The sequence below is a fragment of the Xiashengella succiniciproducens genome, assembly GCF_023674465.1.
Taxonomy (GTDB): domain Bacteria; phylum Bacteroidota; class Bacteroidia; order Bacteroidales; family Marinilabiliaceae; genus Geofilum; species Geofilum succiniciproducens.
Map to the genome: position 1 here is coordinate 851,548 of NZ_CP098400.1, position 24,814 is coordinate 876,361.

At 45.2% G+C, this 24,814-nt stretch carries 21 protein-coding genes, 1 pseudogene and 3 riboswitches; of the genes and pseudogenes, 16 read left to right on the forward strand and 6 right to left on the reverse strand.

All coding sequences use genetic code 11. The annotated features are described in order from the left end of the window. Window positions 1-137 precede the first annotated feature (137 nt). From mdh to M9189_RS03675, 9 genes are all read left to right on the forward strand, one after another. A complete protein-coding gene (gene mdh, locus M9189_RS03635) occupies window positions 138-1,073 on the forward strand; it encodes a malate dehydrogenase (protein WP_250724656.1) in 936 nt (311 codons plus the stop codon). 364 nt (window positions 1,074-1,437) lie between these two features. Further along, a riboswitch (cobalamin riboswitch) is annotated at window positions 1,438-1,666 on the forward strand. A 101-nt stretch (window positions 1,667-1,767) separates the two neighbouring features. Beyond that, on the forward strand, window positions 1,768-2,415 hold the full coding sequence (locus M9189_RS03640; protein ID WP_250724658.1) for a Dph6-related ATP pyrophosphatase: 648 nt from the start codon (window positions 1,768-1,770) through the stop codon (window positions 2,413-2,415). Window positions 2,416-2,421: 6 nt separating this feature from the next. Further along, window positions 2,422-3,240, forward strand: coding sequence for an ABC transporter substrate-binding protein (locus M9189_RS03645; protein WP_250724660.1), 819 nt, complete (start codon window positions 2,422-2,424; stop codon window positions 3,238-3,240). A 61-nt stretch (window positions 3,241-3,301) separates the two neighbouring features. Continuing rightward, the gene (locus M9189_RS03650; RefSeq protein WP_250725543.1) at window positions 3,302-4,264 is read left to right on the forward strand and encodes a FecCD family ABC transporter permease; all 963 of its coding nucleotides are present in this window, start codon (window positions 3,302-3,304) and stop codon (window positions 4,262-4,264) included. 4 nt (window positions 4,265-4,268) lie between these two features. Further along, complete coding sequence (locus M9189_RS03655; RefSeq protein WP_250724661.1) at window positions 4,269-5,090, forward strand: ABC transporter ATP-binding protein; 822 nt, start codon at window positions 4,269-4,271, stop codon at window positions 5,088-5,090. Window positions 5,091-5,176: 86 nt separating this feature from the next. Continuing rightward, entirely contained in the window at window positions 5,177-7,351 is a 2,175-nt protein-coding gene (locus M9189_RS03660; RefSeq protein WP_250724663.1) for a TonB-dependent receptor plug domain-containing protein, read from the forward strand. A 19-nt stretch (window positions 7,352-7,370) separates the two neighbouring features. After that, window positions 7,371-7,772: a DUF4430 domain-containing protein gene (locus M9189_RS03665; RefSeq protein WP_250724665.1), complete on the forward strand. Its 402-nt coding sequence runs from the start codon at window positions 7,371-7,373 to the stop codon at window positions 7,770-7,772. A 43-nt stretch (window positions 7,773-7,815) separates the two neighbouring features. Further along, a complete protein-coding gene (locus M9189_RS03670) occupies window positions 7,816-8,610 on the forward strand; it encodes a DUF4198 domain-containing protein (protein ID WP_250724667.1) in 795 nt (264 codons plus the stop codon). A gap of 33 nt (window positions 8,611-8,643) precedes the next feature. Further along, the gene (locus M9189_RS03675) at window positions 8,644-9,210 is read left to right on the forward strand and encodes a cob(I)yrinic acid a,c-diamide adenosyltransferase (RefSeq protein ID WP_250724669.1); all 567 of its coding nucleotides are present in this window, start codon (window positions 8,644-8,646) and stop codon (window positions 9,208-9,210) included. A gap of 41 nt (window positions 9,211-9,251) precedes the next feature. Here the strand turns inward: M9189_RS03675 and thiD are convergent, their stop codons facing one another. From thiD to thiM, 4 genes are read right to left on the reverse strand one after another with little or no spacing between them, the layout of a single operon-like run. Then, window positions 9,252-10,058 carry a bifunctional hydroxymethylpyrimidine kinase/phosphomethylpyrimidine kinase gene (thiD, locus tag M9189_RS03680; RefSeq protein WP_250724670.1) on the reverse strand — a complete coding sequence of 269 codons (807 nt, stop codon included), beginning with the start codon at window positions 10,056-10,058 and terminating at the stop codon, window positions 9,252-9,254. A gap of 58 nt (window positions 10,059-10,116) precedes the next feature. Beyond that, window positions 10,117-10,767 carry a TenA family protein gene (locus M9189_RS03685; RefSeq protein WP_250724672.1) on the reverse strand — a complete coding sequence of 217 codons (651 nt, stop codon included), beginning with the start codon at window positions 10,765-10,767 and terminating at the stop codon, window positions 10,117-10,119. Continuing rightward, window positions 10,754-11,407: a thiamine phosphate synthase gene (gene thiE / locus M9189_RS03690; RefSeq protein ID WP_250724674.1), complete on the reverse strand. Its 654-nt coding sequence runs from the start codon at window positions 11,405-11,407 to the stop codon at window positions 10,754-10,756. The genes M9189_RS03685 and thiE overlap by 14 nt, the downstream gene beginning before the upstream one ends. A gap of 4 nt (window positions 11,408-11,411) precedes the next feature. Further along, on the reverse strand, window positions 11,412-12,206 hold the full coding sequence (gene thiM, locus M9189_RS03695) for a hydroxyethylthiazole kinase (RefSeq protein ID WP_250724676.1): 795 nt from the start codon (window positions 12,204-12,206) through the stop codon (window positions 11,412-11,414). 69 nt (window positions 12,207-12,275) lie between these two features. After that, window positions 12,276-12,374, reverse strand: a riboswitch (TPP riboswitch). 270 nt (window positions 12,375-12,644) lie between these two features. On the opposite strand from thiM, the gene M9189_RS03700 reads away from it, so the two are divergent. The 3 genes and pseudogenes from M9189_RS03700 (at window position 12,645) to M9189_RS03710 (ending at window position 15,089) form a co-directional block, all read left to right on the forward strand. Next, on the forward strand, window positions 12,645-13,415 hold the full coding sequence (locus M9189_RS03700) for a class I SAM-dependent methyltransferase (RefSeq protein ID WP_250724678.1): 771 nt from the start codon (window positions 12,645-12,647) through the stop codon (window positions 13,413-13,415). Window positions 13,416-13,609: 194 nt separating this feature from the next. Beyond that, a complete protein-coding gene (locus M9189_RS03705) occupies window positions 13,610-14,011 on the forward strand; it encodes a hypothetical protein (RefSeq protein ID WP_250724680.1) in 402 nt (133 codons plus the stop codon). 160 nt (window positions 14,012-14,171) lie between these two features. Beyond that, window positions 14,172-15,089, forward strand: a pseudogene (locus M9189_RS03710) (IS4 family transposase). Window positions 15,090-15,425: 336 nt separating this feature from the next. Here M9189_RS03710 and M9189_RS03715 read toward each other — a convergent pair. Next, the gene (locus M9189_RS03715) at window positions 15,426-16,616 is read right to left on the reverse strand and encodes an AI-2E family transporter (protein ID WP_250724681.1); all 1,191 of its coding nucleotides are present in this window, start codon (window positions 16,614-16,616) and stop codon (window positions 15,426-15,428) included. A gap of 375 nt (window positions 16,617-16,991) precedes the next feature. Between M9189_RS03715 and M9189_RS03720 the strand changes: the two genes are divergently transcribed. Both M9189_RS03720 and M9189_RS03725 read left to right on the forward strand, forming a co-directional pair. Next, window positions 16,992-18,452, forward strand: a complete 1,461-nt coding sequence (locus M9189_RS03720; protein ID WP_250724683.1) for a hypothetical protein — start codon at window positions 16,992-16,994, stop codon at window positions 18,450-18,452. A gap of 3 nt (window positions 18,453-18,455) precedes the next feature. Continuing rightward, window positions 18,456-19,619, forward strand: a complete 1,164-nt coding sequence (locus M9189_RS03725) for an endonuclease/exonuclease/phosphatase family protein (RefSeq protein ID WP_250724685.1) — start codon at window positions 18,456-18,458, stop codon at window positions 19,617-19,619. Between the two features lie 27 nt (window positions 19,620-19,646). On the opposite strand, the gene M9189_RS03730 is transcribed toward M9189_RS03725, so the two are convergent. Next, on the reverse strand, window positions 19,647-21,119 hold the full coding sequence (locus M9189_RS03730; protein WP_250724687.1) for a CCA tRNA nucleotidyltransferase: 1,473 nt from the start codon (window positions 21,117-21,119) through the stop codon (window positions 19,647-19,649). A 240-nt stretch (window positions 21,120-21,359) separates the two neighbouring features. On the opposite strand from M9189_RS03730, the gene trxA reads away from it, so the two are divergent. Beyond that, a complete protein-coding gene (gene trxA / locus M9189_RS03735; protein ID WP_250724688.1) occupies window positions 21,360-21,827 on the forward strand; it encodes a thioredoxin in 468 nt (155 codons plus the stop codon). Between the two features lie 296 nt (window positions 21,828-22,123). Further along, window positions 22,124-22,214, forward strand: a riboswitch (TPP riboswitch). A gap of 44 nt (window positions 22,215-22,258) precedes the next feature. Then, window positions 22,259-24,709, forward strand: coding sequence for a TonB-dependent receptor (locus tag M9189_RS03740; protein WP_250724690.1), 2,451 nt, complete (start codon window positions 22,259-22,261; stop codon window positions 24,707-24,709). The last annotated feature ends 105 nt before the right edge of the window (window positions 24,710-24,814 follow it).

The window sequence follows — 24,814 nt, forward strand, 5'->3', positions numbered from 1 at the left end:
AAATGCGGATTTTTTTCCGTAATTCATATTACTTCCATATATTTGGAATGCGGTTTTGAACAGAAACAGCCTTAGGGCTGTTTCTGTATTTAATCTGATAATTAACAAATTAGGAACAAACAATAATTATATCAATTATGAAAGTAACTGTAGTAGGAGCAGGAAATGTTGGAGCTACCTGTGCTGACATTCTGGCTTATCGCGAAGTTGTAAATGAAGTTGTCCTTGTTGATATCAAGGAAGGAATGGCAGAGGGTAAAGCCCTTGACATCTGGCAAAAGGCTCCAATTGACATGTATGACACCCGTACAGTGGGCGTAACAGCTGATTACAGCAGAACTGCAAATTCAGACGTAGTTGTAATTACATCTGGTCTTCCACGTAAACCAGGCATGTCTCGTGACGATTTAATTGAAACCAATGCCGGTATCGTTAAGTCTGTTACTGAACAGGTTGTGGCACATTCTCCAAACGCAATTATCATTGTTGTGTCCAACCCTCTTGACGTAATGACATATCAAGCTCACATCACCAGTAAGTTACCACGCACAAAGGTTATTGGTATGGCGGGTATTCTTGATACAGCTCGTTACAGGGCTTTCCTTGCTGAGGCTTTGAATGTATCTCCAAAGGATATTCAGGCTATGTTGCTTGGCGGACATGGTGACACTATGGTGCCGCTGCCACGTTACACTACAGTTGGTGGAATACCTGTTACCGAACTTATCGATGCTGACAAGCTGAATGCAATTATTGAAAGAACAAAGGTAGGTGGTGGTGAACTTGTAAAGCTGATGGGAACTTCTGCATGGTATGCGCCAGGTTCTGCTGCTGCACAAATGGTTGAAGCCATCGTTCGTGACCAAAAGCGTGTAGTACCCGTTTGTATCAAGCTGGAAGGTGAATACGGTATCGACAACTGCTACCTTGGTGTTCCTGTTGTACTTGGAAAGAACGGTGTTGAAAAAGTTATCGAACTTCAACTTGACGAAAAGGAGATGTCTGACCTTCGTACAAGCCGTGACCACGTTATGGAAGTAATGAACGTTCTTGATAAGATTAACAACAAGTAAGAGATCCACTAGATCATATATCAGACAGGCTGTCCTCCCGGACAGCCTGTTTTGTTTTATTTATCCTGAGACGGACAGGCTTTTTTCTTTTAATTACGTGCAATTTACCAACGCTGGTGCTCTTTGGATACATTCAACCAACTTGATAGTTTTCAGTTAAAAGAAAAAATGACAATTAATTTTCATTGTTGTCCGGTTTACCGGACAACAATGAAAATTAATTTGCCCCACCTGCATCGGGATGAGTTAATTAAGTTTGTGGAGAAGGAAGAGGGGGGACTTTGTTTTTAGTGTTCTGCCCGGAACCTATGAAATTGAGGTGAAAAAATAATGTAGTTCTGGTATCATTACCAAACAGAAATATCTATCTTCGCATCGTTTTGGTGGATTTTTCCTTTTCAGGAAAAACCTTAAAATGGGAATCCGGTGCTTCAGTGAAATGAAAATTCCGGAGCTGTACCCGCAGCTGTAAGTCCATTTTCCTGTGTGAACAGGGATGTTTTGAGATACTCTTGCCACTGTTCCGATGTCTCGGAATGGGAAGGCCTCAAAACAGGACGAGCCAGAAGACCTGCCAAAAGGTAATTTATTCATTCAAACTTCGGGAGAAAAGTTTTGAATCGCTGTTATGAGCGCGCTTTTTGGAGCTGTTTCTGCGGTTTTTCGAATTTCTCAGAGGTGAAAAATCTTTGTTATGAAAGCATTTGCGTCCTGGAGTGGAGGTAAAGACTGCATGCTTGCGGTGTATCGTTATCTTCAGACCAATGACCATGAAATGGCATGTTTGGTAAACATGTGTGATGCCGATGGCGAACAGTCGCGTTCACATGGAATCCACAAGCGTTTTATTCAAAGCCAGGCCCGGGCCATGAACCTTCCAATTGTACAGCAAGCTGTTGATGCCAGGGGTTATGAGAGCTGCTTTAAGGCGGTTGTGAATGAGCTTAAGAAAGAGGGGGTTACAGCCGGTGTTTTCGGTGATATCTACCTTGTTGAGCACCGACAATGGATCGAGCGGGTTTGTGAGGATCTCGATGTTGCCCCCATTTTCCCGCTCTGGGAAAATGATACCCAGGCGCTTTTGATGGAGTTCGTTGAGCTGGGGTTTAAAGCCCTTACCGTAGCAGTCCATAAGAATAAGCTCGGTGAACATTGGGTCGGTCGCGAATTGGACCTGTCCTTTTTTAAGGAGATAACGGCCATTGCGGACATCGACCCATGTGCGGAGAATGGGGAGTACCATTCCTTTGTCTACGATGGTCCCCTTTTTTCCCATCCTGTAGCGTTTGAGAAGGGCACGCCCAACGAGAAGGATTATCATGTTTTCTTACCTTTAAAATGATCGATAATGAAAGGCCAAAAAATCTTTTTGTTGGCTGCATGGCTTGCGTTTTTTACCATGGCCAATGCCCAACAATATTCGAGGGTGGTTTCCTTAGCTCCATCTTTAACAAAAAATATTTATTATCTGAACGCAGAATCGCGTTTGCTTGCATGCACCAGTTATTGTAAGAGGGCCAAAGAGGACGATAAGGCGGTGGTGGCGTCTATGGTCACCGTTAATGTAGAGAAAATTGTTGGTTTAAAGCCCGACCTGGTGCTTGCAACCTCCATCACAAACCCGGAGTATATTGAGATGTTGAGAAAGTTCAATATCCGGGTTGAGGTTTTTCCTACGCCAAAATCGTTTGAGGGGATTTGTTCGCAATTTGTTGAAATGGGAAAACTCCTTGGTAAAGAGGAGGATGCCATTCAGCATGTGGCCGACATTAAGAGGGAAATTGAAGCTATAAAGTTGCTTAGCGCAACGAGAAACTTTAATAAGAAGGTCTTTATTCAAATTGGGGCTGATCCCTTGTATGCTGTGATCCCGAGTTCCTTTATGAATGATTACATCTTGTTTGCCAATGCCACCAATGTTGCGGAAGACCTTACAATGGGTGCACTTTCGAGAGAAGCAGTGCTTACGCGCAATCCGGATTATATTTTCGTTGTTACTATGGGGATTGTTGGGGAAGAAGAAAAGAAGGTCTGGGAAAGGTTCGGCGACCTTAATGCCGTTAAAAACAACAGGATCTTTATCATTGACTCGGATCTGGCTTGCACACCTACTCCCCCTACCTTTTTGCAAACCATGCGGCTCATTTCAAAATGTCTTAATGATTAACAGGCTTATGTTTTTGAAAGAGAGCCGGCTTGTGGTATGGCTGGTTGCCATATTGGTTTTGATGGCAATGCTTGTTTGCGCTGCGCTGTTGTCTCTTGCAGTCGGTGATATGGATATTCCCGCGTCCGATATTCTGAAGTATTTGAGGTTGAAGGAGGGGATCGAATATGCGGTTTTGGATAATATAAGAATACCGAGGACCATTTTGGCGTTTTCGGTAGGTGGGGCTTTAAGTCTTGCCGGAACCCTTTTGCAGGGGGTATACAGAAATCCTTTGGTAGAGCCTTATACCATGGGTATATCAGGTGGGGCAGCTTTGGGGGTAGCCTTCTGTATTGTGTTGGAGCTGCATCTTAAGGTTTCCTACCTAATGTTGCCCTTATCTGGCTTTTTGGGGGCCTTTGTTTCCATCTTTCTTGTTTACCGGCTGAGTTCGAAACAGAATAAAAGTTTGAACATTAACCGCATGCTTTTGATCGGGGTGATGATCAGTTTTATCGCTTCTTCGGCCATGTTGTTTTTTATGTCCGTCACCACGGCCGAAAATATTCAAAGCATTGTTTTTTGGATAATGGGTTCCCTTAATGAGCCCAATAAGTTTTTGATTTACTCCTCCTTGTTCTTCTCTGTTTTGGGCTTGGCTGTCAGTTATTTGTATGTTGTTCCGCTCAATGCTCTGCGACTGGGAGCTGTTCGTGCAAAGCATCTTGGTATCAAAACGGATCGTTCGATAAAGGTGGTGTTTATTACTGCCTCGGTCATTACCGGAATAAGCGTTTCGGTTTCCGGGGTAATCGGCTTTGTTGGCTTAATCATCCCGCACCTTGTTCGCAGCACTATTGGGACAGATTACCGGGTGCTTCTTTTGGCTTCCTTTCTTGGAGGAGGAGTCTTCTTAATTCTGAGTGATGTCCTGGCGAGGACGATTATTGCGCCCAACGAGCTGCCAATTGGTGTTATTACGGGTATGCTGGGTGGTGTAATTTTTATTACCGCCTTAAGCAAGAAACTTAAATCTGATTGAAATCATGCACTTAGTAGAAGTTAAGAATGCGAATTACGGTTATGCCTACGCCTTTCAGCTTATGGATATAAGTTTCGAGCTTAGGCAAGGGATGCTGGCGGGCATCATAGGTCCCAATGGTTCCGGCAAATCTACCCTTCTGAAGGGCATCAGCGGCGAACTGGCACTGCCCGAAAACCAAGTTTTTCTTAAAGGAAAAGACCTGGCTGGTTTTACAGATACCGAACGGGCTAAAGAAATTGCTGTGGTAACCCAATTCTCAGAACCCATTGATATCAGCGTTGAAGAGTATGTTTTAATGGGCCGGATTCCCTATCGAAAGAAATATCAGTTTTTTGAAACGGAGCGGGATTATGAAATTGCTCAGAAATATATGAAACTGACCGGGATATACCCACTAAGAGCTAAGAAGTTCTCGAAACTAAGCGGTGGCGAACAGCAATTGGCAAGCATTGCCAAAGCACTGACCCAGGAACCGTCTTTACTTCTTTTAGACGAGCCGACTTCTCATCTGGATATTTCGCACCAGGTGCAAATTCTGGATTTGGTGCACCGGTTGACAAAAGAGGCTGGCCTGACCGTGATTATGGTTATTCATGATTTGAATCTGGCCAGCGAGTATTGTGACTATTTGATGTTAATGCGCTCAGGGGCCTTGTACAGGCAAGGGACACCCAATGCAATTCTAAATCCTAGAAATATTGAAGACGTATATAAGACCGAGGTGCATACACAGGAAAACCCGAGGTCGAAGAAGCCTGCCGTTTTTTTAGTGTCAAACAAAACAGGACAAGTCAGAAGACCAACCAAATTCTATTTAACCTAGCTTTCGGGATGTTGCGGCCCGGGATAAAAACCGGAACAAACCGAAGGTTTATGTTACTTTATTGTTAAACTATAACCTTTAAAAAAATGAAGAGTTTATTTCTAATGGGTATGCTGTGCCTTATAGCGAACCATGTTTTTTCGCAAGAAGGGGACTCCCTAAGGCGTTATGAGCTGGATGAGGTGGTGGTGGCTACCACCCGTGCCAATACCCAATTAAAAAACATACCCCAAAAGGTCGAAATAATAGACAAGGGCATGTTGCAATCCTTACCTTCAAGCAATATGGCCGATGTGCTTAAAACTGCTACAAATCTTGATGTCATCCAATATCCTGGCTTGTCCTCAACCATTGGCATGCGGGGTTTTTCGCCCAGTGCCCATGCCCGAAGCTATACGCTTTTGCTCCTGAATGGCAATCCTTTGGGCACCACCAACATCAGCTGTCTGGATAAGGATCTTGTGGAAAGGGTTGAGGTCATTAAAGGTCCCTATTCAACCTTATACGGTTCTGATGCCATGGGAGGGGTCATCAACATCATTACCAAAAAGCCTGTTGCGCAGAACAATGGAAGCGCAGAAGTCGGTTATGGCAGTTATGGGAACCTGAAAATGAGTGCCAGCGTTAACGGAGTTTTGAGTCCCAGATCGTTGTTCCGCATTGGGTTCCTGCGTAATGAACAAAGACTCGATTATCGAATTGGAAAGAGCAATGCGCTGAAATTATCGGAGAAGGGGAAGCTGATGTTGGACAAGGCTTCGTTTGGTGATGTGATGAAAAATTCCACCTGGCAGTACAATCAGCTTAATGGTCAGTATGTTTACAACATCAGCGACAGTTGGAGCACCGGTTTTGATTTGATTTATTTCAATGCCAACGACATAAAAACGCCCGGCAATTATTGGGGAAGCTATGGGCAGAGCAAAAAGGACATTGACCGAATTAATTGGAATGGTACTTTGATGCGTAAGACGCAAAAGAGCAGTTTGTATTTCAGTCCGTATTTTACCCGGGAAGTCAATGCGAACTATACCGATAATTCCGACACAAGTTTTGTTTCTTTTAACAGCGACATACGTGAATACGGTTTTAAAATGCACGATAATTTTTCACTGGGCGGTTTTAAGGTGCTTGCCGGAGCCGATCTGGATGTTTATCGTTATGCGTCGGACCGGTTTAATGGCAAGGCCAGCCCAATCAATCCTTATTCTCCCAATCATAACAATACCAAGGCGGCCCTTTTTTCGCAAGTGACCTACAGCAAGGGCGGTTTAGATGTGAATGGGGGACTCAGATACAACTACATCTCTTATCATATCGAGCAGAACGACTCGCTCCAGGGAACCGGTGGTTCCGAAAACTACCAGACTGTAAATCCTTCCCTGGGCCTGCAATATAAACTGCCTTATAATCTGAAGTTGCACGGCAGTTATGGTACTGGTTTTTCGGTGCCCGATGCTTTTAAAGTCGCTGGATTTTATGCGGTATCTGAATACCTGGCTGCCTGGGATTTTTGGTGGGTCAAGAATTACATGGGGAATCCCGACTTAGAGCCCGAATCCTCATCAACCATCGATTTGGGCCTAAGTTATTCAACGCCCAATAAATTTATTTTTCTGGATTTGACCTGGTTTACCACCCGACACAGCGACAAGATTATTGAAACGACGCTGGATTCAGTCGTTGTGAACCAGAACAAGGTGGCCTACGATGTGACCACTTATAAAAATGCCAACAATTCGGCCATGAATGGGGTGGAACTGATGGCTTCAACAAATATCGGGGCTTTGTTCAGCGATGCATTTAAGTTGGAGCTTTATGGTAATTGGACTTACATGTTCAACAACACAGTGGATGAATCCTTTGTTTCAAGCGCCGGGAAGGACAGTATCGTTAGCCGTGACCTGCTTTATGCAAGAAAAAGCAATGCCAATTTCGGTGTGGTGTATGATAATTATAAAGGCTTTTTGCTGCGCCTTCACGGCAGGTACCTTGGTTCCAGATTAGAAAAGGACAACTTCTCAAAGTTACGTCCCGGGTTGACGCCAGAGCACTATTATACCAGTGGGGGCTATACTGCAAAGGATAAAATTCTACAGCATCCCGAATATTTGGTGTTTGATTTTTCTGTGGGGTATTCGGTTAATAGCTACCGTTTGGGGGTTACTGTTTCAAACCTTCTCAACGAAAACTACACCGAAAAAGATGGCTACAATATGCCGGGCCGTATGTTGATGGCCTCTTACAGTTACTCTTTTTAAATTTTTAAATGCTGATACTATGAAAATTAGAACTATTATACTCTTTCTTTTTGCCTTGCTCGCGTCCTCATTCAGTGATGGTACAGAATCAGGGTCAGAAAACACCGAATTCTCTGTAAAACTCCTTGTCGATTTTGGAGAATCAAAACCAGGATTAACGCTAGACATTACTTCAAATCATCGCTTAACTGCTTTGGAGGTTTTGCAACACGCGACTGTAGTCGAAACCCATCCTGTAGGAAAGTATGTTTTTGTCAGTGCGGTTGATGGAGTGAGGACCATCAGAGGCGATAAGGCGTGGTATTATGAGGTAAATGGTAAATCACCTGGAGTTCTTGCCATTAACAACAGGCTCAGTGATGGTGATACCGTATGCTGGATTTATAAAAAGGATGTTTGCAGTAAAAATGTCGATAACTGAGTCGGTACAATCCTTTTATACTGATAACATAAAATTATTTCCTATGAAAAAACACCTTATGTCTGTTCTATTGGCGCTTGCAGCAGTCGTTTTTAGCGCCCATGTGCCTTTTTTAAAGCCGAACCAATTTGTCGTTCTGCACAGTCGGTTTCAGGTCGAGTCGTCCTTTACTGAAGATCCTTTCCAGGCCGATTTTGCCATGCTTGCCCCTGCTTACTACCTGATTGATCCCATAGGGGAGCAATCGATTGTTGCACCCGTTGCAAAAACCAGTGCCGCTGTTTATTTGGAACCGCTTATTGCTGATTCAGGCACCTACCGCATACATGCCGCTCCCCGAAAGGGGCCCAAATACCGGGGAGTGGAAACCGAGGAGGGGAAGAAGTACTTTTCGGACGATACTTTAAGGGTGACAGGAAAAAAGATAACGCTTCAGTATTTCAGCAGCGCCGACACCTATGTCTGCAAAGGCGAGCCCGATTATACGCCAAGACCATTGAATCAGGGTGTGGAGATTATTCCATTGTCCCCACCCAATGCCCTTATAGTGGGCGAGCCTGTGAGGTTCAGGGTGTTGCGCGACGGACAAGCAGTTGCCTATGCGCGAATGGTGGTGGCTTACGACAATGAGCACTATGTATTGGATAGCACCGTTGATTTATACGACGTGGAGAACCAAAGACGAAATAACATTTTCGCCGATGGTGAGGGGATCTGTACTTTTATTCCTGAAAAGCCGGGACTGGTCCTTTTGTTTGTTACCATCCATGAAAACATCGGCAACAACCGTTGGGAAAGTCACAACAATTCCCTGACCCTGGAAGTCAAAAGACCATAGATTATTGATGATGAAATTTTAAAATTGAGGAAAATGAGAATTTACACACGTACCGGAGATAAGGGCTTGACCAAAATCTTTGGAAATATGTCCTGTAAAAAGGACGATATAAGAATTGAAAGCAATGGCAAATTGGATGAGGCCAATTCTTTTATCGGTTTGCTGCGCGCAAAATTGAATGATGATCATCCTTGGCAGAAGGGTTTGTTTAAGATTCAGACCGACATCATGGATATGATGTCGCACATTGCCACCCATTCGTCCAAACGAGCGGAAAACAGCGTAGCCCGGCCCGTTGATGGCGAGGTGTTTTGTGAGCAATGGATCGATGAGATGTTGAATGAAATGCCACAACCCCATGATTGGTTTATTCTACCCGGAGGCAATGAAGTTTCTGCCCTATGTCATGTGGTGCGCACCACGCTCAGGACGGCGGAGCGCAGATTGTTTACCTTGCACAGGGAGGACCCTGTGGAAGAGTTTATTCTGAAATACATCAATCGCTTATCCGACCTGTTCTTTGCCTTGTCGCGCTACGAATTGTATAAAGCCCAATTGACCGAGGAAAAGCTTAGGCCATTCCGTCGGATAAGGAGATAGATCTTGAGGCCCAAAAGCCCTGGCTTTTGGGCCCAATTCTTTTATTTCCACCAGGCGTGAAAATGGTGGACTGGTCCGTTTCCTTTTCCGATTTGATAACGCGCACCTTCGACAATGGCGCTGTGTATGAAGTTTTTGGCTTTGACGATGGCTTCATTAAGGGCTAAGCCCTGCGCCAGAAAGGCAGCCACTGCCGACGAGAGGGTGCAGCCGGTTCCGTGGGTGTTATTGGTGGCGATGCGCGGGGACGGCAATTCTATGGTCTCATCTGTTTCTGCATTGTAGAAAATATCCACCAGCTCTTCGTCGGAAAAATGACCGGCCTTCAGCAATACGGAGACCCTGCCTTTGTGTGAGAGTTCTTTGGCAACGCCCGGCAGGTCGGTCTGTTGTGATATTTTGCGACCGAGGAGGATTTCGGCTTCCGGGATATTGGGCGTTATTACCCGGGCCATAGGCAGCAGCTCATGTTTCAAGGTGGCTATGGCCTCGTCCATCAGCAGTTTGCCACCTGAAGTAGCCACCATTACCGGATCCAGAACAATGTTGCGGATTTGGTAGGGCAGCAGTACTTCTTTAACGGCCCGAATCAATTCGGAAGAATGCAGCATGCCAATTTTTATGGCATCGGTACCAATGTCGTCCAGGACCGATTTGATTTGTCCTTTTACAAAATCGATGGGTACGGGGTGGACCCCGTACACGCCCATGGTGTTTTCATCTACTATGGCGGTAAGGGCGGTGGTGGCAAAGCAGCCGCAGGCCGACAGAGTTTTCAGGTCGGCCTGAATGCCGGCGCCTCCGCTGGGGTCGCTTCCGGCTATGCTAAGAACGCGGGTGTATTTCATTTTGTTTAGGGGCGAAATTTTTATTCGTTATGGGTTTCGGTTTCCTGGTGAAGGTGTCTTAAACGGGCCATTGCTCTAGATCCCAGGCGCTGTTCCAGAACATCCATTCCATTTTAAAAGCAAGGCCGAAGGCCCTGGTCATTTGTTTGCGTCGCGCCGGTGTTGTGTCGACTGCTGCAGCATCACAAATGGCAATGGCTTTGTTAACGGCCAGAGCAAAGTCCTCCCCGCCATAAGTGTTGATCCAGGCCTGGTAGGGATTGTTTATTTGGTTTTGATGGGCAAGGATGTGGTCGCCCACTTTTTGGTAAACCCAGAAACAAGGCAGTACGGCGGCCAAGGCTTCCTCAATGGACGCGCCGGCCAATTGCTGGTACAGATGTCCGGTATAGAGCGTACAAGTGGGTGTAGCTTCCGTTTCCTTGTGCTTGTCCTCTTTTAGGTACAACTGATGCAAGGCTTGCTCGACTGAAACCGTATCGGAGGCAAATTTCAGGAAAGCCTCGCGCCAGTCTTTTTGGTCCAGTTTGCCGGCAATGCCTGCCAGAATTTTTCCGTATTCTGCCAGATACAGGGCATCTTGCTGCAGGTAGAATTGGAACTTTTCCTGGGGCAAATCGCCCGAAATTAATTCCTTGATAAAAGGCAGATGTAGAATTGCCTCATAAACGGGGGCGCTGGCGCGCCATGCTTCCTCACTCCATTTCATAGACTTTGTTTTTAACAATGTTTGCTAATAGTTTGGCCGCTTGCCTTGGGTTTTCTGCAGCAGATATGGCGGAGACGACCGCGATGCCACTGGCTCCCTTGGCAATGATTTGTGCGGCATTTTGGGAGCTTATGCCGCCAATGCCCACGCTGGGATGGCGGGAAACTGCGCAGACCGCTTTGACGCCTTCCAGACCAAAGGGTGGGGCAGTGTCGGTTTTGGTCGGGGTGGCAAAAACCGGGGAGATGCCGATGTAGTCAATATCCAGCTCGTTGGCATCACTGGCTTGCCGGAGGGTTTCGACCGACAGGCCAATGATTTTATCCGGGCCCAGCAGCCGCCGGGCGACCTGCCACGGCAGGTCGCTTTGTCCTATGTGCAAACCATCGGCATCCACAGCCAGGGCTATGTCTGCCCGGTTGTTGATGATTAGGGGGACGTTCCGTGCTTGTAGCAGGGCTTTGAGTTTTTTAGCCAGTTGGTAAAACTCCAGGGTGCTGCAGCTGGTTTCGCGCAGCTGGACCATGGTGACCCCGCCCTTAATTGCTTCTTCCACGATAAATTCCAGCGGACGCCCCAACGACAGTTCCCGATCGGTTACCAAATATAAGCTGAGGTCGAATGATGGTTTTTGGTTCATGATTTTACTCGATAAAGGTGTCGGCAATGTCTTTGTCGCTGAGCTGGTACAAGATGTCGGTAAAATGCATTTGCAGGCTGCCCGGTCCGGCTGCCATTTTAGCCGCCCTTTCTCCACAAATACTCATTACCGCCATGCCGTGTGCGGCAGCCAGCAACAGGTTTTGGTTGACTGCCGCAAAGGCACCCAAAAGGGCCGTTGCAGTACAGCCCATTCCGGTGACTTTTGCCATTAGCGGGTTCCCATTTTTGATTCTGATGAGCTCGTGGCCATTGGTTACGATGTCTTCGGCTCCACTGACGACCACAAGGGCTCCGGTTTCCAGGGCCAGGGTCTGCGCGGCATTTAATGCTGCGCTGGTCGATTCGGTACTGTCCACCCCCTTGGTTGCGGTACTTTCCCTGGCCAGCGCCATTATTTCGGACGCGTTTCCACGAACGATGTCGGGTCGACATTGCGACATGATTTGAGCGGCAACCTGGTTGCGGTAGGGTGTTGCCCCAACGCCAACGGGGTCAAAGACGACAGGAATGCCTTTGTTTTTGGCTGTTTGTCCCGCCTGCAGCATGGCCTCCACCCATTCGGGATTGAGGGTGCCCATATTGAGTACCAGCGCAGAAGCAATGGCTGCCATATCGTTCACCTCTTCGAGGGCGTGGGCCATTACGGGAGATGCGCCTACCGCCAGCAGGGCGTTGGCGCTGTTGTTCATTACTACAAAATTGGTGATGTTGTGCACCAAAGGGTTGTTCTGGCGCACTGCCGCCAGGTCGGCTGAAATGGATTGTGCGTTAATCATAGTTCTTAAAATAAAAAAGGCCGTTCCGCGGAAAGCGAAACGACCTGAATTCTTGTGTGATGTAAAATTCAATTGTCTTTCTCGTTTTCCTCCGCTGTTATTAAACAGATCAGGTTCCGGGGTATTATCTCAGCCTGTTTGGACAAACAGGCACCCCCAACGATGTTCGGTAAAAGTATAAATTTTTCTTCGGAATTAGAACTTGGGAATTTTTTTTGACTTATTTTTGGTAAGGATAAATCTTTTGGATGCTTAGAATCATTTTGGACATTGTTCTGTAAACAATCTGTACCTAAGGTATGGGTTGTGTCTTTTGTCTTCTCCCGGATGTTTCTTTTCGGGGGCCCTGTCTTTTATTTAATTAATTCTAAAATGTGCATGGAGGAAGGACGCCCTTGAGCGACTTCCGGTCTGGTGCATTTGTAAAATCAAATGAACATGAACAAGGAAAAGCAGAACATTCATGATTTTGACCTGAGTATGATTTACAGTTTTTTTTCCAATACCGAGCGTCAGGGGCCTGGAAGTCCCGAAGAGACCTTGAAAGCGCTTGGTTTTATTCGGGGACTTGACGAAAGGTCGAAAATTGCTGATATAGGTTGTGGTACCGGTGGACAAACCATGGTTCTTGGTGCAAATATGCCGGGTGAAATTGTAGGGGTAGATTCCTGGCCCGCTTTTATCGAGCAATTCAACAAAAATGCCCGGAGTAAGGGTTTGCATCGCCGAGCAAGAGGTGTGGTTGGCGATATGGCTGATTTGCCCTTTGAGGAGGGGGAGCTGGATCTGATTTGGTCGGAAGGTGCGATTTACAACATCGGTTTTGAGCGGGGTTTAAGCGCGTGGAGGAAGTTTTTGAAGCCGGGCGGTTATATTGCGGTGACTGAGAATACCTGGTTCAGAGGTGATCGGCCTGGGGAGATTCAGCAATTTTGGGACAGCATTTATCCCGAAATGGATGGGATTGCCAACAAGGTGGCTCAGATGCAGGATGCCGGGTATTTGCCTGTGGCGACTTTTATGTTGCCCGAAACGGTATGGACCGATTATTATACCTGGCAAGCTGAACGTCTGAAATCTTTTCAACAAGAGCATGAGGGGAATCCTGCCGCTGCTGGCTTTATTGAAACCATGCGCTATGAAGCAGAGCTGTACAGTAAGTACATGCAGTATTACGGCTATATGTTTTATATCGGGAAGAAGCTGTAATAAGTGATCAAATGAGTAGTTAAGAAAAAACCTTTCGTGCAAGATGATTCAAGCATGAAAGGTTTTTATAAATTGGATCGAAAGGCTTGTGTTTTGACGAAAGTCCGAGTCTTTTTGATATTGGGCTGTAGCGAGAGAGGTGTCTTTTTCGTATGTTTAAGTAAGAATGGACATTCGATTATGTTGAACAGGGAATGAAAGAGACGAAGTTTTCATATTATTTTGATGAGGAACGGGGCATCCTGTTTAAAACCTATTATGGACCAATTACGATTGAGGACATCAATTCTTCCTGGAAGTTTGCTTTTCATGAAGGCCTGATACCCCATAGGATGAAGGGCTTTGTGCTGGATTACCGGAGTGCGAACTTCGATGTTGAACCAGAGAGGCACACGGAAATTGCTGCTTTTTATAAACGGCATATTGAGGTGTTTGGTGGTTATAAAATCGCTATTGTTACAGAGGCGCCCAGAGATATTGTAATTCCTGTACTTGTTGAGATGCACGATGAAGGATACAGTTCCAGGCCTTTTAGTACCATGGAGGCTGCCATTTCCTGGGTGCAGGTGGGGTTTACAGCACACGCGGACCTGTAAAAAAGTAGGAGGGTATGAACAACAACTGCCCTTGGGCAGTCGTTGTTTTATTTCTCAAATAGGTTCCCCGGGCATTTCTTATACAAGTGCAAAGGTAAGAACCAAAAGAATGCCTGCAGCAAACCAACGACGGTGTAGTCAAGTTTTCGGGGATATCTATATGGATGTTTATCGCAGACACGGTTCGGCTTTAGCGGACAGCCGTTTAAGCGACGCAGATTTAAAACGGCTTTACATTATGGATTCTACAACGATCTCGCTGTTTAAAGACATCCTTAAAGGGGTTGGTCGCAACCCCAAAGAAGGCAAGAAGAAGGGTGGGATAAAGGCCCATACAATCATCAAGGCCAGCGAGCACGTGCCCTGCCTTATCCGTTACAGCGAAGCAGCAAGACACGACCACATGTTCCTGGAAGAAGTACTTAGCCTGTCACCTGGTTCGATTATTACTTTCGATAAGGGATATGTTGATTCTGCCCAATATGAAGTGTTTACGCAAAACACAATTTGGTATGTAACAAGGCTTAAAGACAATGCCTTATACAAGGCCCGCAAAGAGTTCGACATTCCGGACAATGCCGATTCCGGGGTTCTTAAGGATGAAGAAGTGACCTTGCAATATGGCGATAAGAGGGAAAAAGAACACCGGGCCCGTAGAATAGCCTATTGGGACAGTGAAAATGAACGTTTATTCGAGTTTATCACTAATAATTTTGAGCTGTCAGCAGAATAAATTGCTCTGATTTACAAGAAACGTTGGCAGATAGAACTACTGTTCAAACAACTAAAGCAGAACTTCCCTTTGAAGTATTTCCTGGGCGACAACGAAAATGCAATTGAGATACAAATATGGACAGCGATGCTTGCCAATCTATTGATAACCCTTGTAAGAAGCCGGCTCAAACGTAAATGGGCGTTTTCTAATATGGTATCGATTATAAGACAACAATTGATGAACTATATTGACATCTATTGCTTTTTGGAAGACCCAGAAGGTAGTTGGCGTGAGATTGTAAAAGAAAATAAAATCAAATATCAAAATTCGCTATTCCCCGAATTGGAGGGGGCTTACTTTTGAAAACAAAGAACATGAGTATTGACTAACTGGCAGTTAGGTGCTGGTGATTGCAAATATTCCGGTTTACCGGACAACAATGAAAAATAATTGTCATTTTTTCTTTTAACTGAAAACTATCAAGTTGGTTGAATGTATCCAAAGAGCACCAGCGTTGGTAAATTGCACGTAATTAAAAGAAAAAAGCCTGTCCGTCTCAGGATAAATAAAACAAAACAGGCTGTCCGGGAGGACAGCCTGTCTTGTTTTTATGCATTTGCCAGGTTATTACTGTAATGGTGAATCAGGACCTAATCAACGTTCATTCCTTGTAAACTGCTACATATGCTTGACTAAGGATCAGGGCAGATCCTCTTCCACGGGTCTGTCTGTTTGTGAAGTGAAATCCGGGCCAGGTTCGGGTCCCTGGGGAACTACCCTGTTTTTGTTTATGATTAGCTGTTTGTAATAGGAGAGGATTACGGTCGTCAATGGCAGTGCAAGTACCAGACCGATTACTCCCATCAGACTACCCCATATAGACAGTGATAGCAATATCAGAGCCGGGTTCATATTATACGCCTTGCCCATGATCCGGGGTATCAGAATCGTTTCCTGTATTACCTGTACCAGTCCCATTACAAGCAGTATGAGCAGTGCAACCTCTATAAAAGTCTGATCCGACTCCATGGACTTAAGCATTGCAAGGAAAAGTGCCGGAATAAAGCCCACTATCTGCAGGTAGGGCACTATATTGAGCAAACCTATAAAAAGACCAAAGGTGACGGGGATAGGCAGTTTAATTATAGAAAAGCCGATAGACATCAGGATTCCGACTATCATTGCGATAGTAAACTGTGCCCTGAAATATACCTTCATTGAATTCTTTAGGTCTTCAACGATAGCCGAAATCAGAGGCCTGTGCTTTTCAGTAATCAGTCCCCTCCATTCCGATTCTATCTTTTGATAGTCGAGAAGTATAAAGAACAGGTAAAGCAAAACTATAAGAGCCCCAATAACTGCTGCAATTATCGACATACCGCCGGCAAGTACCGATTTAAGCGCTGCATAGAGAATTGAGGCTGCCTCGCTGATAGTCTCAGCACTGATAAACTCCTGTACGTTGACATTTGCAAAGAAATCGGTACACCAAAGTTGTACTTTTTCAGGAATAAGATCCCTGAAATGACTGGTCTGGAAAAAGTCACGCAGCAGTTCGGTAAGCTTTTTAAACTCCGCAATAAAGGTTGGAAACAACCACCACATGAGGGCACTGAAGACCAGGATAAAAAATGCCATGGTGATAAAGACCGCGATGCCTCTGTGACGCACCCTCAGCTTTTCCTGTGCGAAAGCAACAAGCGGCTCGGAAAGGTATGCAAGCAACAGTGCAATAAAGAAGGGTATCAGTACTCCGCTTAGCGATCTTAGTACAGTAATAATTGCAGCAAAGATTGCTATGGAAAGAAGCAGACGCACAAAGCGGTCGAATGTGTAAGGCCTGTCGTCCCTGAATTGGTTGAAAGCACCGTAGTTTGTTAAATCTTCCATAGTCTTACTGCCTATTAGTTATCCTGGTTCTAAGCCAAAGTGTAAAAGTAAGGACTAAATTCTTGTTTTGCCAAAACTGTTTTTCGGAAATGGACGATCTTTTGTCCGGAACCGGACAAAAGATCTTTTCTTAAATAGAACTTCTTGACGACTGAATTGTTTGATATTAAGAATCCTAAACATTGTTTACGTTAAATACTGTAGCATCCTTATATTTGTTGGTACGAAAATTGCCAAAAAAAAGAATGATAAAAATTGAATTTTTTATTGCTTAGAGTTAATTAATGTAAAAATATGCCGTAAATTTGTAAAACTGTTTCAATCAATAAATTCTGTACTGTTATTGCAAACGCGGGATAGTACATCTAGCAAAAAATGAAGAGATTGTTGAAGATATTGTGGCTGGTTCCGGCTATTCTGTTTTGCTGGTCTTGTGAACGTGATTACATGTTCCGGGGTGGTGAGGAAGGCATTATGTTTTCTTCCGACACTGTTATGTTTGATACAATCTTCACTTCTATAGGTTCAGCTACCCGTAATTTCCGCGTTATCAACCCCTATGACACTGATTTGACTATTGATCTTATCAAGCTGGCAGGTGGCGAAGATTCAAAGTTCAGGATTAACATTAATGGTATTCCAGACCCTGAAGTGAGAGATGTACATCTCAGAGCAGGCGACAGTATTTATATTTTTGCAGAAGTAACAATCAATCCGGGAGATAGCAGTGATCCTTCCTTTGTAGTAACTGACTCCGTAATATTTCAGACAAAGGAGCGGGTTCAGAGCGTCAAACTTGTGGCATACGGACAGGATGTTGTATTGCTGCGCAAGAAGACCCTCGGAACACAGACTTTAAAAGCCGATAAGCCATATCTGATTTACGACTGGTTGATAGTTGACTCAGCATCAGTTCTTACTATTGAAGAAGGTGCAGAACTTTACTTCTATCAGGGAGCAAGTCTTGTTGTCAGTCATGGTGCTTCCCTGAAAGTAATGGGTACCAGGGAAAATCCTGTGCTTTTTACAGGTTCACGCCTGGAGGAATGGTATCAGGATAAACCAGGCCAATGGAATGGTATCAGCCTTATGCCGGGAAGCAAGAACCATGAAATCAATTATGCCATTATAAAGAATGCCACAGTAGGACTCTCAGTCGATTCTGTGGGCCTGAAAGGTGGTTTGCCGCTCAGATTGTCCAACACCAGGATAGAGCATGTGTCACAACAGGGACTGGTAGCTCAGGCATCTTCGATAATAGCAGACAACTGCCTCTTTGGCGATGCAGGCAGTGCATCTGTTGCCCTTACCTATGGCGGTTATTACAAGTTTTACCACTGCACAATAGTCAACTACTATAAGTGGAAGAGTTACCGCAATATTCCTGCACTTTTGCTATCCAACTACTACATCGATAAGGATAGGAATAAGCCTGAGATCAGGGATATGGAAGAGGCCTTGTTTAGTAACTGTATTATCTGGGGTGCCAATCCCAATGAGATAGGACTTGATTTTGAGCCCAAGAACAAGGAAGAGGGTAATAGGCAGAAATTCATTATTAATTATAAGTTTGAAAACTCCCTGATAAGGACTCAGCTTAGTGCTGATGTTCTATCTGATACCAAGCATTTCAAGGAGGTCATATTTAACTACAATCCGGCTTTCGTCAATTATCAGAGTTACAATTATGAGCTTGACACCTTGTCTGTAGCTATTGATGCCGGCAACCTTGAGACTGCCAGAAAATATCCGATCGACTATATGGGCAACAGTCGTGTTGAAGGCAACAGATTGCCTGACCTTGGTTATATAGAAAGAATCGAGCAGGAACAATAATCTATGATGCGCAGGGTATTGTACACAATCCCGGCATTTCTAATATTCCTTTCTTCCTCTGCCGGAATTAGTTCCTTACCAGAGGTGAATGCTGTGCTATCGGATGTCAGGAAGGCACATAGCCGTTTGTGGTCTGAAGACGGTCGAATTAGACCTGTAAAGAGCCAAATTGATACTGCAAATGACCCCCTCTCGTATGCAGATACTATATCTGAAGACATAAAGCCGGCAGGCATTATGTTTTATAATGTAGAGAACCTCTTTGACGTCAGAGATGATTCCCTTACCAATGACAATGAATTTCTGCCTGACAGTCCCCGCAGGTGGACCCGCTACAGGATGGATGAGAAATGCCGGAATCTCAGTCGGGTAATACTTAATGCCGGAGCCTGGAATCCCCCTGTATTGGTCGGACTCTGTGAGGTTGAGAATGCATGGATACTTGGAAGATTGCTTTACAATACCGGATTAAATAATACAGGTTACAAGTCAGTGCATTATGACTCTCCGGATGAGCGGGGGATAGATGTAGCTTTGCTGTATCTGACCTCGCGATTTGAAGTACTTGAAAGCAGACCTGTTAGCGTAGGGCTTTTGGATGATGGCAGTCCCACCAGGGATATTTTGTATGTCAAGGGCATAGTAGACAACTATGATACCCTGCATGTTTTTGTCAACCACTGGCCATCCCGATATGGGGGAGCTGAAGCCAGCAGACCGCGTCGCTTACAGGCAGCCCAGGTCCTTACCGCGGTAGTTGATTCAGTTCGCAATACATACCCCTTGGCCAATATTGTTCTGATGGGCGACTTCAATGAGGATCATGATTCTGATTTCTTCAGGGACAATCTGGCAACTGGTGGACTTGATGAAGATACTCCGCTCTATGCTCCAGCACTGGGGCTCGAGTCCGGCTTGGGGACCCTCAAGTATCGCTATCAGTGGCAGGTATTTGACCAGATTATTGTATCCCGAGGATTACTTGCCCCATCATCACGACTTTGTTTGAAAGACCCAGTAATGAGTATTGTCAGACTGCCATTTTTGCTTGAGCAGGATGACAGGTACGGAGGTCAGAAACCTTTCAGAACGTACGTAGGGATGAGATATCAGGGGGGATACAGCGACCACCTGCCAGTAATGATCTACCTGGAAAAGTGTAAGTAAGGCTATATCAGAGAGCAGAAATCTTTCCTATGCTTCAGATTTATTCTTATCAGTGCACGTCGTCGCATTTCCCCTTGTTATTGGGGTGAGTCCCAGTTCCCTTCCTTTGCGTACCATAAATTCAAAAGCTTCCTCGAAGTTATTATGAATTACTCCGTCTAGGATAGCCTCTTTTATAGCACTTTTGATAGTTCCCACCTCAGCACAGGGTGTCAGACCAAAGGTCTCCATTATCATATCCCCAGTGACAGGTGGCTGGAAATTGCGGATATGATCCTTTTCCTCTATTTCCCTGAGCTTACGACGTACTATCTTGAAATTACGCAGGTGGCGTTCTACCTTTTCCCTGTTTTTGGAGGTAATGTCAGCTTCACAGAGAGTCATCAGTTTATCGATATCGTCACCTGCCTCGAAAAGCAGGCGGCGAACTGCCGAGTCTGTTACTTCATTCTCGATGAGGGCAATTGGACGCATGTGCAGTTGTACCATCTTCTGCACGAAGCTCATTTTTTCATTGAGTGGAAGCTTGAGACGCCTGAATATTCTTGGGATCATCTTTTGTCCCACATGGTTGTGAGCATGGAAGGTCCAGCCCACTTGTGGGTCAAAGCGCTTGGTCTCAGGTTTTGCAATATCATGCAGCAATGCTGCATACCTCAGCCACAGGTCGTCGGTTTCCCTTGAGATATTGTCGAGTACCTCGAGGGTGTGATAAAAGTTGTCCTTGTGCGATTTGCCATTGACAGTTTCCACGCCCTTAAGAGCCAGGACTTCAGGGAAGATCAGAGCCAGCAGTCCGCAACGGCCAAGCAGTTTGAATCCTATTGAGGGTTTGTCCGACATCATAATCTTGTTGAGTTCCTCGCTTATCCTCTCCATGGAGACGATACCGATTCTTTCCTTGTTGCTTTCTATTGCAGCAAAGGTGCGGTCCTCAATGTAAAATTGCAGCTGTGTGGCAAAGCGTATTGCCCTCATCATCCTTAGCGGATCGTCAGAGAAGGTGATGTCAGGGTCAAGAGGAGTACGTATGATGCGATTATGCAAATCTGTCATACCATCAAAGGGATCGACCAGGTTGCCCAGCGTCGCCTTATTGAGGCTAATTGCCATTGCATTGATAGTAAAATCCCTTCTGTTTTGGTCATCCTCAAGAGTTCCATCCTCCACAATGGGTTTACGGCTGTTGCGCATATAAGACTCCTTGCGGGCTCCGACAAACTCAAACTCAACACCCTTGTACTTGAACATGGCAGTACCGAAATTCTTAAAGCAGCTTACCTTTACCTTACCCAGCCTGGCAGCCACCTTTTCGGCAAAATGGATACCACTACCCAATACTACTATGTCAATATCGGTATTTGGGCGCTTTAGGAATATATCTCTAACATAGCCGCCGATGACATAAGTCTCCAATCCTTCCGCTTCGGCAGTATCTGTAATAACCTTAAAAACCGGATGCTGCAGGTGTTGCAGCAGCATTTCTCTGAGTTGCTCCATATTATTATCCTGGTGACCAGGGGCGTACGCTATTATAGTATGATCATGAACCGGTAAAAATACAACAATTTGACGGTTTGCCGAAACAGGCGCGATAATTGCAGTTAACCGAAAGGTATTGCAGATGTTCAAATAGTGTTTAAATTTGAGATTAATTAGTTGTTAAGGGTAGCAGGATAGCGAACAAAAAGCATGAGCTTCCGTTAAAAAGATGAGTTTGTCTGAATAAATACTGATATAATGAAAAGGATATTTTTTACTGCTTTGTTTTTCCTGGGTGCAGCAATCGGCCTGCTGGCTGGCAGTCCGGAGGGAGAGAAGGAAAGCAAAACAACACTTGCACATAATGGAGTAATAGAACTTGATGAGGCCGGTTTTATTGAGCATGTCTTTGATTACAAGAATGCAACTTCCTGGCAGTTTAAGGGCGATGTCCCTGTAATAGTGGATTTCTATGCAGTGTGGTGCGGACCATGTAAACGATTGGCTCCAATTCTCGCGGAACTGCAGGAAGAGTACAAGGGGAAGATTCAGGTTTACAAAGTTGATGCTGAGAAAAACAGGGAGCTGGCTGCAGCCTTCGGTGTTACAGCCTATCCAAGCATTCTGTTTATTCCAATGGGCGCAGAACCTGCAGGTGCCCGCGGACTCCTTCCAAAGGAGGATCTTGAAAAGGTAATTAATGAATTCCTGAAAGTAACCAGGTAAAGCATACAACCGGGAAGTAGCTTTTTGCAAGGTTTTGTGAACCTGCCCCGAATGGTGCTTAAAAGGTTATAAATAAGACTCTACATAGTATTTAGGTGGGAATGCCTGACTGCAGTCAGGCATTTTTTATTTTGGTTTATTCGGCATCGAGCCATATATTTGCCGCTGACAAATGGGGGTGCTCATTTTGGGCTGAGATTATGCCCATTGAACCTGAGCAGGTAATGCTTCCCCTCCAACTTTGTCAATCTATTAGAATACATCGTGCGCGCGGTGTGAGTTTTTGTGTATAGTACTTTCTACAATGGGGGTGCCCTTTAGGGCTGAGATCATACCCTTGGAACCTGGTCGGGTAATGCCGACAAGGGAAGGTGATAAATCTCTCAATAGTCCTCATTGCAGTTTATGTTTAACCGTTAACTGCTTTAAAAATGAAGAGGATTCTTTTATTTGCGTTTTTATTTATCGTTTCTGCTGCATTGCATGCGCAACACGAGTTGCGCGGCAAGGTGCGTAATGAACAGGGTGAGGCTCTGCCTGATGCTTTTGTTCGACTCGGACAAAAACATGCCGTTACCAAGGCTGATGGAACCTTTGCTATTGGTGGCCTGTCATCAGGAACCTTTCAACTTGCCGTATCTTTTCTGGGTTATGAGACCTGGAAGGGTGAGGTAGAATTAAGGGGTGACAAGGAGCTGGACATAGTTATGAAGGAGTCCAGCTTTATGGCAGGTGAGGTTGTCATTAGCGGTATCCGGGCCAGGAAGGATGATCCTGTAGCTTTTACTGAGCTTACTGCGGAGGAGCTTGAAAAATCAAACTTCGGTCGTGACTTGCCCTATCTGATTAGCATGACTCCGGGACTGGTAGTCAGTTCGGATGCAGGCGGCGGTGTTGGTTATACCTCCATGCGTCTCAGGGGTTCGGATATCACTCGCATCAATGTTACAGTCAATGGCATTCCATTGAATGATGCCGAATCTCAGGGCGTATTCTGGGTTAATATGCCCGACTTTGCTTCATCAGTGAGCCATATCCAGGTACAGCGTGGAGTGGGAACCTCGACCAACGGTGCAGCTTCTTTCGGGGGCTCGATTAATATAAGTACAATAGACGGGCCCTCAGAAGCCAGAGTGGTGATTGACAACTCCTACGGCTCCTTTAATACATTGAAGAACTCAGTCCAGCTAAGTACAAGGATTCCGGGCAGTGGCTTTGCCTTTGATGCCCGACTGTCTAATATAACAAGTGATGGCTTTGTTGACCGGGGTTCTTCAGAACTCAAGTCCTATTATCTTTCAGGAGCCTGGTATGGTAACGCTACTTCAGTAAGACTTGTTACCTTCTCGGGCAAGGAGAAGACCTATCAGGCCTGGAATGGAGTTCCTCTGGTTAAGCTGAAGAATGACAGTGAAGGTATTGAGAAACTAATAATGCTTGACGGGTGGTCGGATGAGGAGGCAGATAATCTGCGCGGTTCGGATTCAAGGACTTTCAACAGGTATCTGTATTCCAACCAGACAGACAACTATCAGCAGGACCACTATCAGCTTCACTTTACACATGCACCATCGGCATTGCTTTCACTGAATGTATCACTGCATTATACTAGGGGCAAGGGATACTATGAGTCGTACAAGTACAATGAACGTTTTTCAAAGTATAACCTGCCCCTGCCGTCAGAGCTTGTCATTGATGGAGTCAGTTACAGTCGGACTGACCTGATAAACCAGAAGTGGCTTGATAACCATTTCTATGGTGCTACCTTCTCAGGTGCGTATGAATATGGGAAACTGCATCTGGTGGCGGGAGGTGCTATAAACAGATACGATGGCAAGCATTACGGAGAGGTGATATGGACTAAGATTAATGCGGGTGTACCTGATAACTACAGGTGGTATGAGAACGACGGTGTTAAAGATGACCTAAACTATTATACAAAGGTTACCTATACCCTGTTTGGTTCACTTGGCATTTACACAGACCTTCAGGGAAGGCACGTGAGCTATGATATAGAAGGTGTTCATGATGATATGCGGGATCTGACGCGCACTGCTCACTACGACTTCTTTAATCCAAAGTTTGGTATCAACTGGAAAATTGACGAGGACAAGCGCATATTTGCTTCTGTTGCTGTGTCCAACAAAGAGCCATCACGCAGCGACTTTAGAGATGCCGATGATGAGCTTGTGCCACAGCCTGAAAAGCTTATTGACTATGAATTGGGCTTTGACTGGATGGGGGAGATGCTTGGCTTTCAGGCCAATGGTTTTTACATGGACTACAAGGATCAGCTTGTACTGACAGGGAAAATCAATAATGTAGGTGCATATATCATGAACAATGTGCCTGAGAGTTACCGTACTGGTATCGAACTGGCAGGATTTGCTAGAGTTGCGCCTTGGCTTACAGCAAGTGCCAATGCTGTATTTTCAGCCAATAAGATTAAGGATTTCACAGAATATGTGGATGACTGGGATAATGGAGGTCAGTTGGCCAATTATCTGGGAAACACAAATATCGCCTTCTCACCTTCAAGCACTATTGCTGCCAGACTTGAGGCCCAACCGCTCAAAGGACTTAGCGCTATACTTGATACCAGGTATGTAGGTGAGCAGTATATCGACAACAGTTCAAGTCGTGACAGGATGCTTGACAGTTATATGATAAGCGACCTGGTACTGCGATACAAAGTGCCCACCAAATCAGGCAAGAATACCCGAGTCGAACTGGGTTTTCAGGTCGGAAACCTATTTGACAAGTCCTATATATCAAATGCATGGGTTTACAGTTTTGTGCTAGACGGTAAGAGAGAAGTGCTTGACGGTTATTTTCCTCAGGCTGGAAGAAACTTCACAGGACAGGTGGTATTAAGATTCTGACCGAAACCCTTCCCATGCCAACTGGTATGGGCTGCAGCATAAAAGAAGTTGCAGGTTTAGAGACCTTATTATTATAGGGAAAAGAAACCGGAAATCAATTTTGAG

Coding starts and splice junctions, on each gene's coding strand:
- M9189_RS03640 (WP_250724658.1), top strand. CDS start 1,768: ATGAAAGCATTTGCGTCCTGGAGTGGAGGTAAAGACTGCATGCTTGCG.
- M9189_RS03705 (WP_250724680.1), top strand. CDS start 13,610: ATGAAAGAGACGAAGTTTTCATATTATTTTGATGAGGAACGGGGCATC.
- M9189_RS03685 (WP_250724672.1), bottom strand. CDS start 10,767: ATGAAATGGAGTGAGGAAGCATGGCGCGCCAGCGCCCCCGTTTATGAG.
- thiE (WP_250724674.1), bottom strand. CDS start 11,407: ATGAACCAAAAACCATCATTCGACCTCAGCTTATATTTGGTAACCGAT.
- M9189_RS03730 (WP_250724687.1), bottom strand. CDS start 21,119: ATGGAGCAACTCAGAGAAATGCTGCTGCAACACCTGCAGCATCCGGTT.
- M9189_RS03650 (WP_250725543.1), top strand. CDS start 3,302: ATGGCAATGCTTGTTTGCGCTGCGCTGTTGTCTCTTGCAGTCGGTGAT.
- M9189_RS03670 (WP_250724667.1), top strand. CDS start 7,816: ATGAAAAAACACCTTATGTCTGTTCTATTGGCGCTTGCAGCAGTCGTT.
- thiD (WP_250724670.1), bottom strand. CDS start 10,058: ATGAAATACACCCGCGTTCTTAGCATAGCCGGAAGCGACCCCAGCGGA.
- M9189_RS03740 (WP_250724690.1), top strand. CDS start 22,259: ATGAAGAGGATTCTTTTATTTGCGTTTTTATTTATCGTTTCTGCTGCA.
- M9189_RS03725 (WP_250724685.1), top strand. CDS start 18,456: ATGATGCGCAGGGTATTGTACACAATCCCGGCATTTCTAATATTCCTT.
- mdh (WP_250724656.1), top strand. CDS start 138: ATGAAAGTAACTGTAGTAGGAGCAGGAAATGTTGGAGCTACCTGTGCT.
- thiM (WP_250724676.1), bottom strand. CDS start 12,206: ATGATTAACGCACAATCCATTTCAGCCGACCTGGCGGCAGTGCGCCAG.
- trxA (WP_250724688.1), top strand. CDS start 21,360: ATGAAAAGGATATTTTTTACTGCTTTGTTTTTCCTGGGTGCAGCAATC.
- M9189_RS03715 (WP_250724681.1), bottom strand. CDS start 16,616: ATGGAAGATTTAACAAACTACGGTGCTTTCAACCAATTCAGGGACGAC.
- M9189_RS03645 (WP_250724660.1), top strand. CDS start 2,422: ATGAAAGGCCAAAAAATCTTTTTGTTGGCTGCATGGCTTGCGTTTTTT.
- M9189_RS03700 (WP_250724678.1), top strand. CDS start 12,645: ATGAACAAGGAAAAGCAGAACATTCATGATTTTGACCTGAGTATGATT.
- M9189_RS03665 (WP_250724665.1), top strand. CDS start 7,371: ATGAAAATTAGAACTATTATACTCTTTCTTTTTGCCTTGCTCGCGTCC.
- M9189_RS03675 (WP_250724669.1), top strand. CDS start 8,644: ATGAGAATTTACACACGTACCGGAGATAAGGGCTTGACCAAAATCTTT.
- M9189_RS03720 (WP_250724683.1), top strand. CDS start 16,992: ATGAAGAGATTGTTGAAGATATTGTGGCTGGTTCCGGCTATTCTGTTT.
- M9189_RS03660 (WP_250724663.1), top strand. CDS start 5,177: ATGAAGAGTTTATTTCTAATGGGTATGCTGTGCCTTATAGCGAACCAT.
- M9189_RS03655 (WP_250724661.1), top strand. CDS start 4,269: ATGCACTTAGTAGAAGTTAAGAATGCGAATTACGGTTATGCCTACGCC.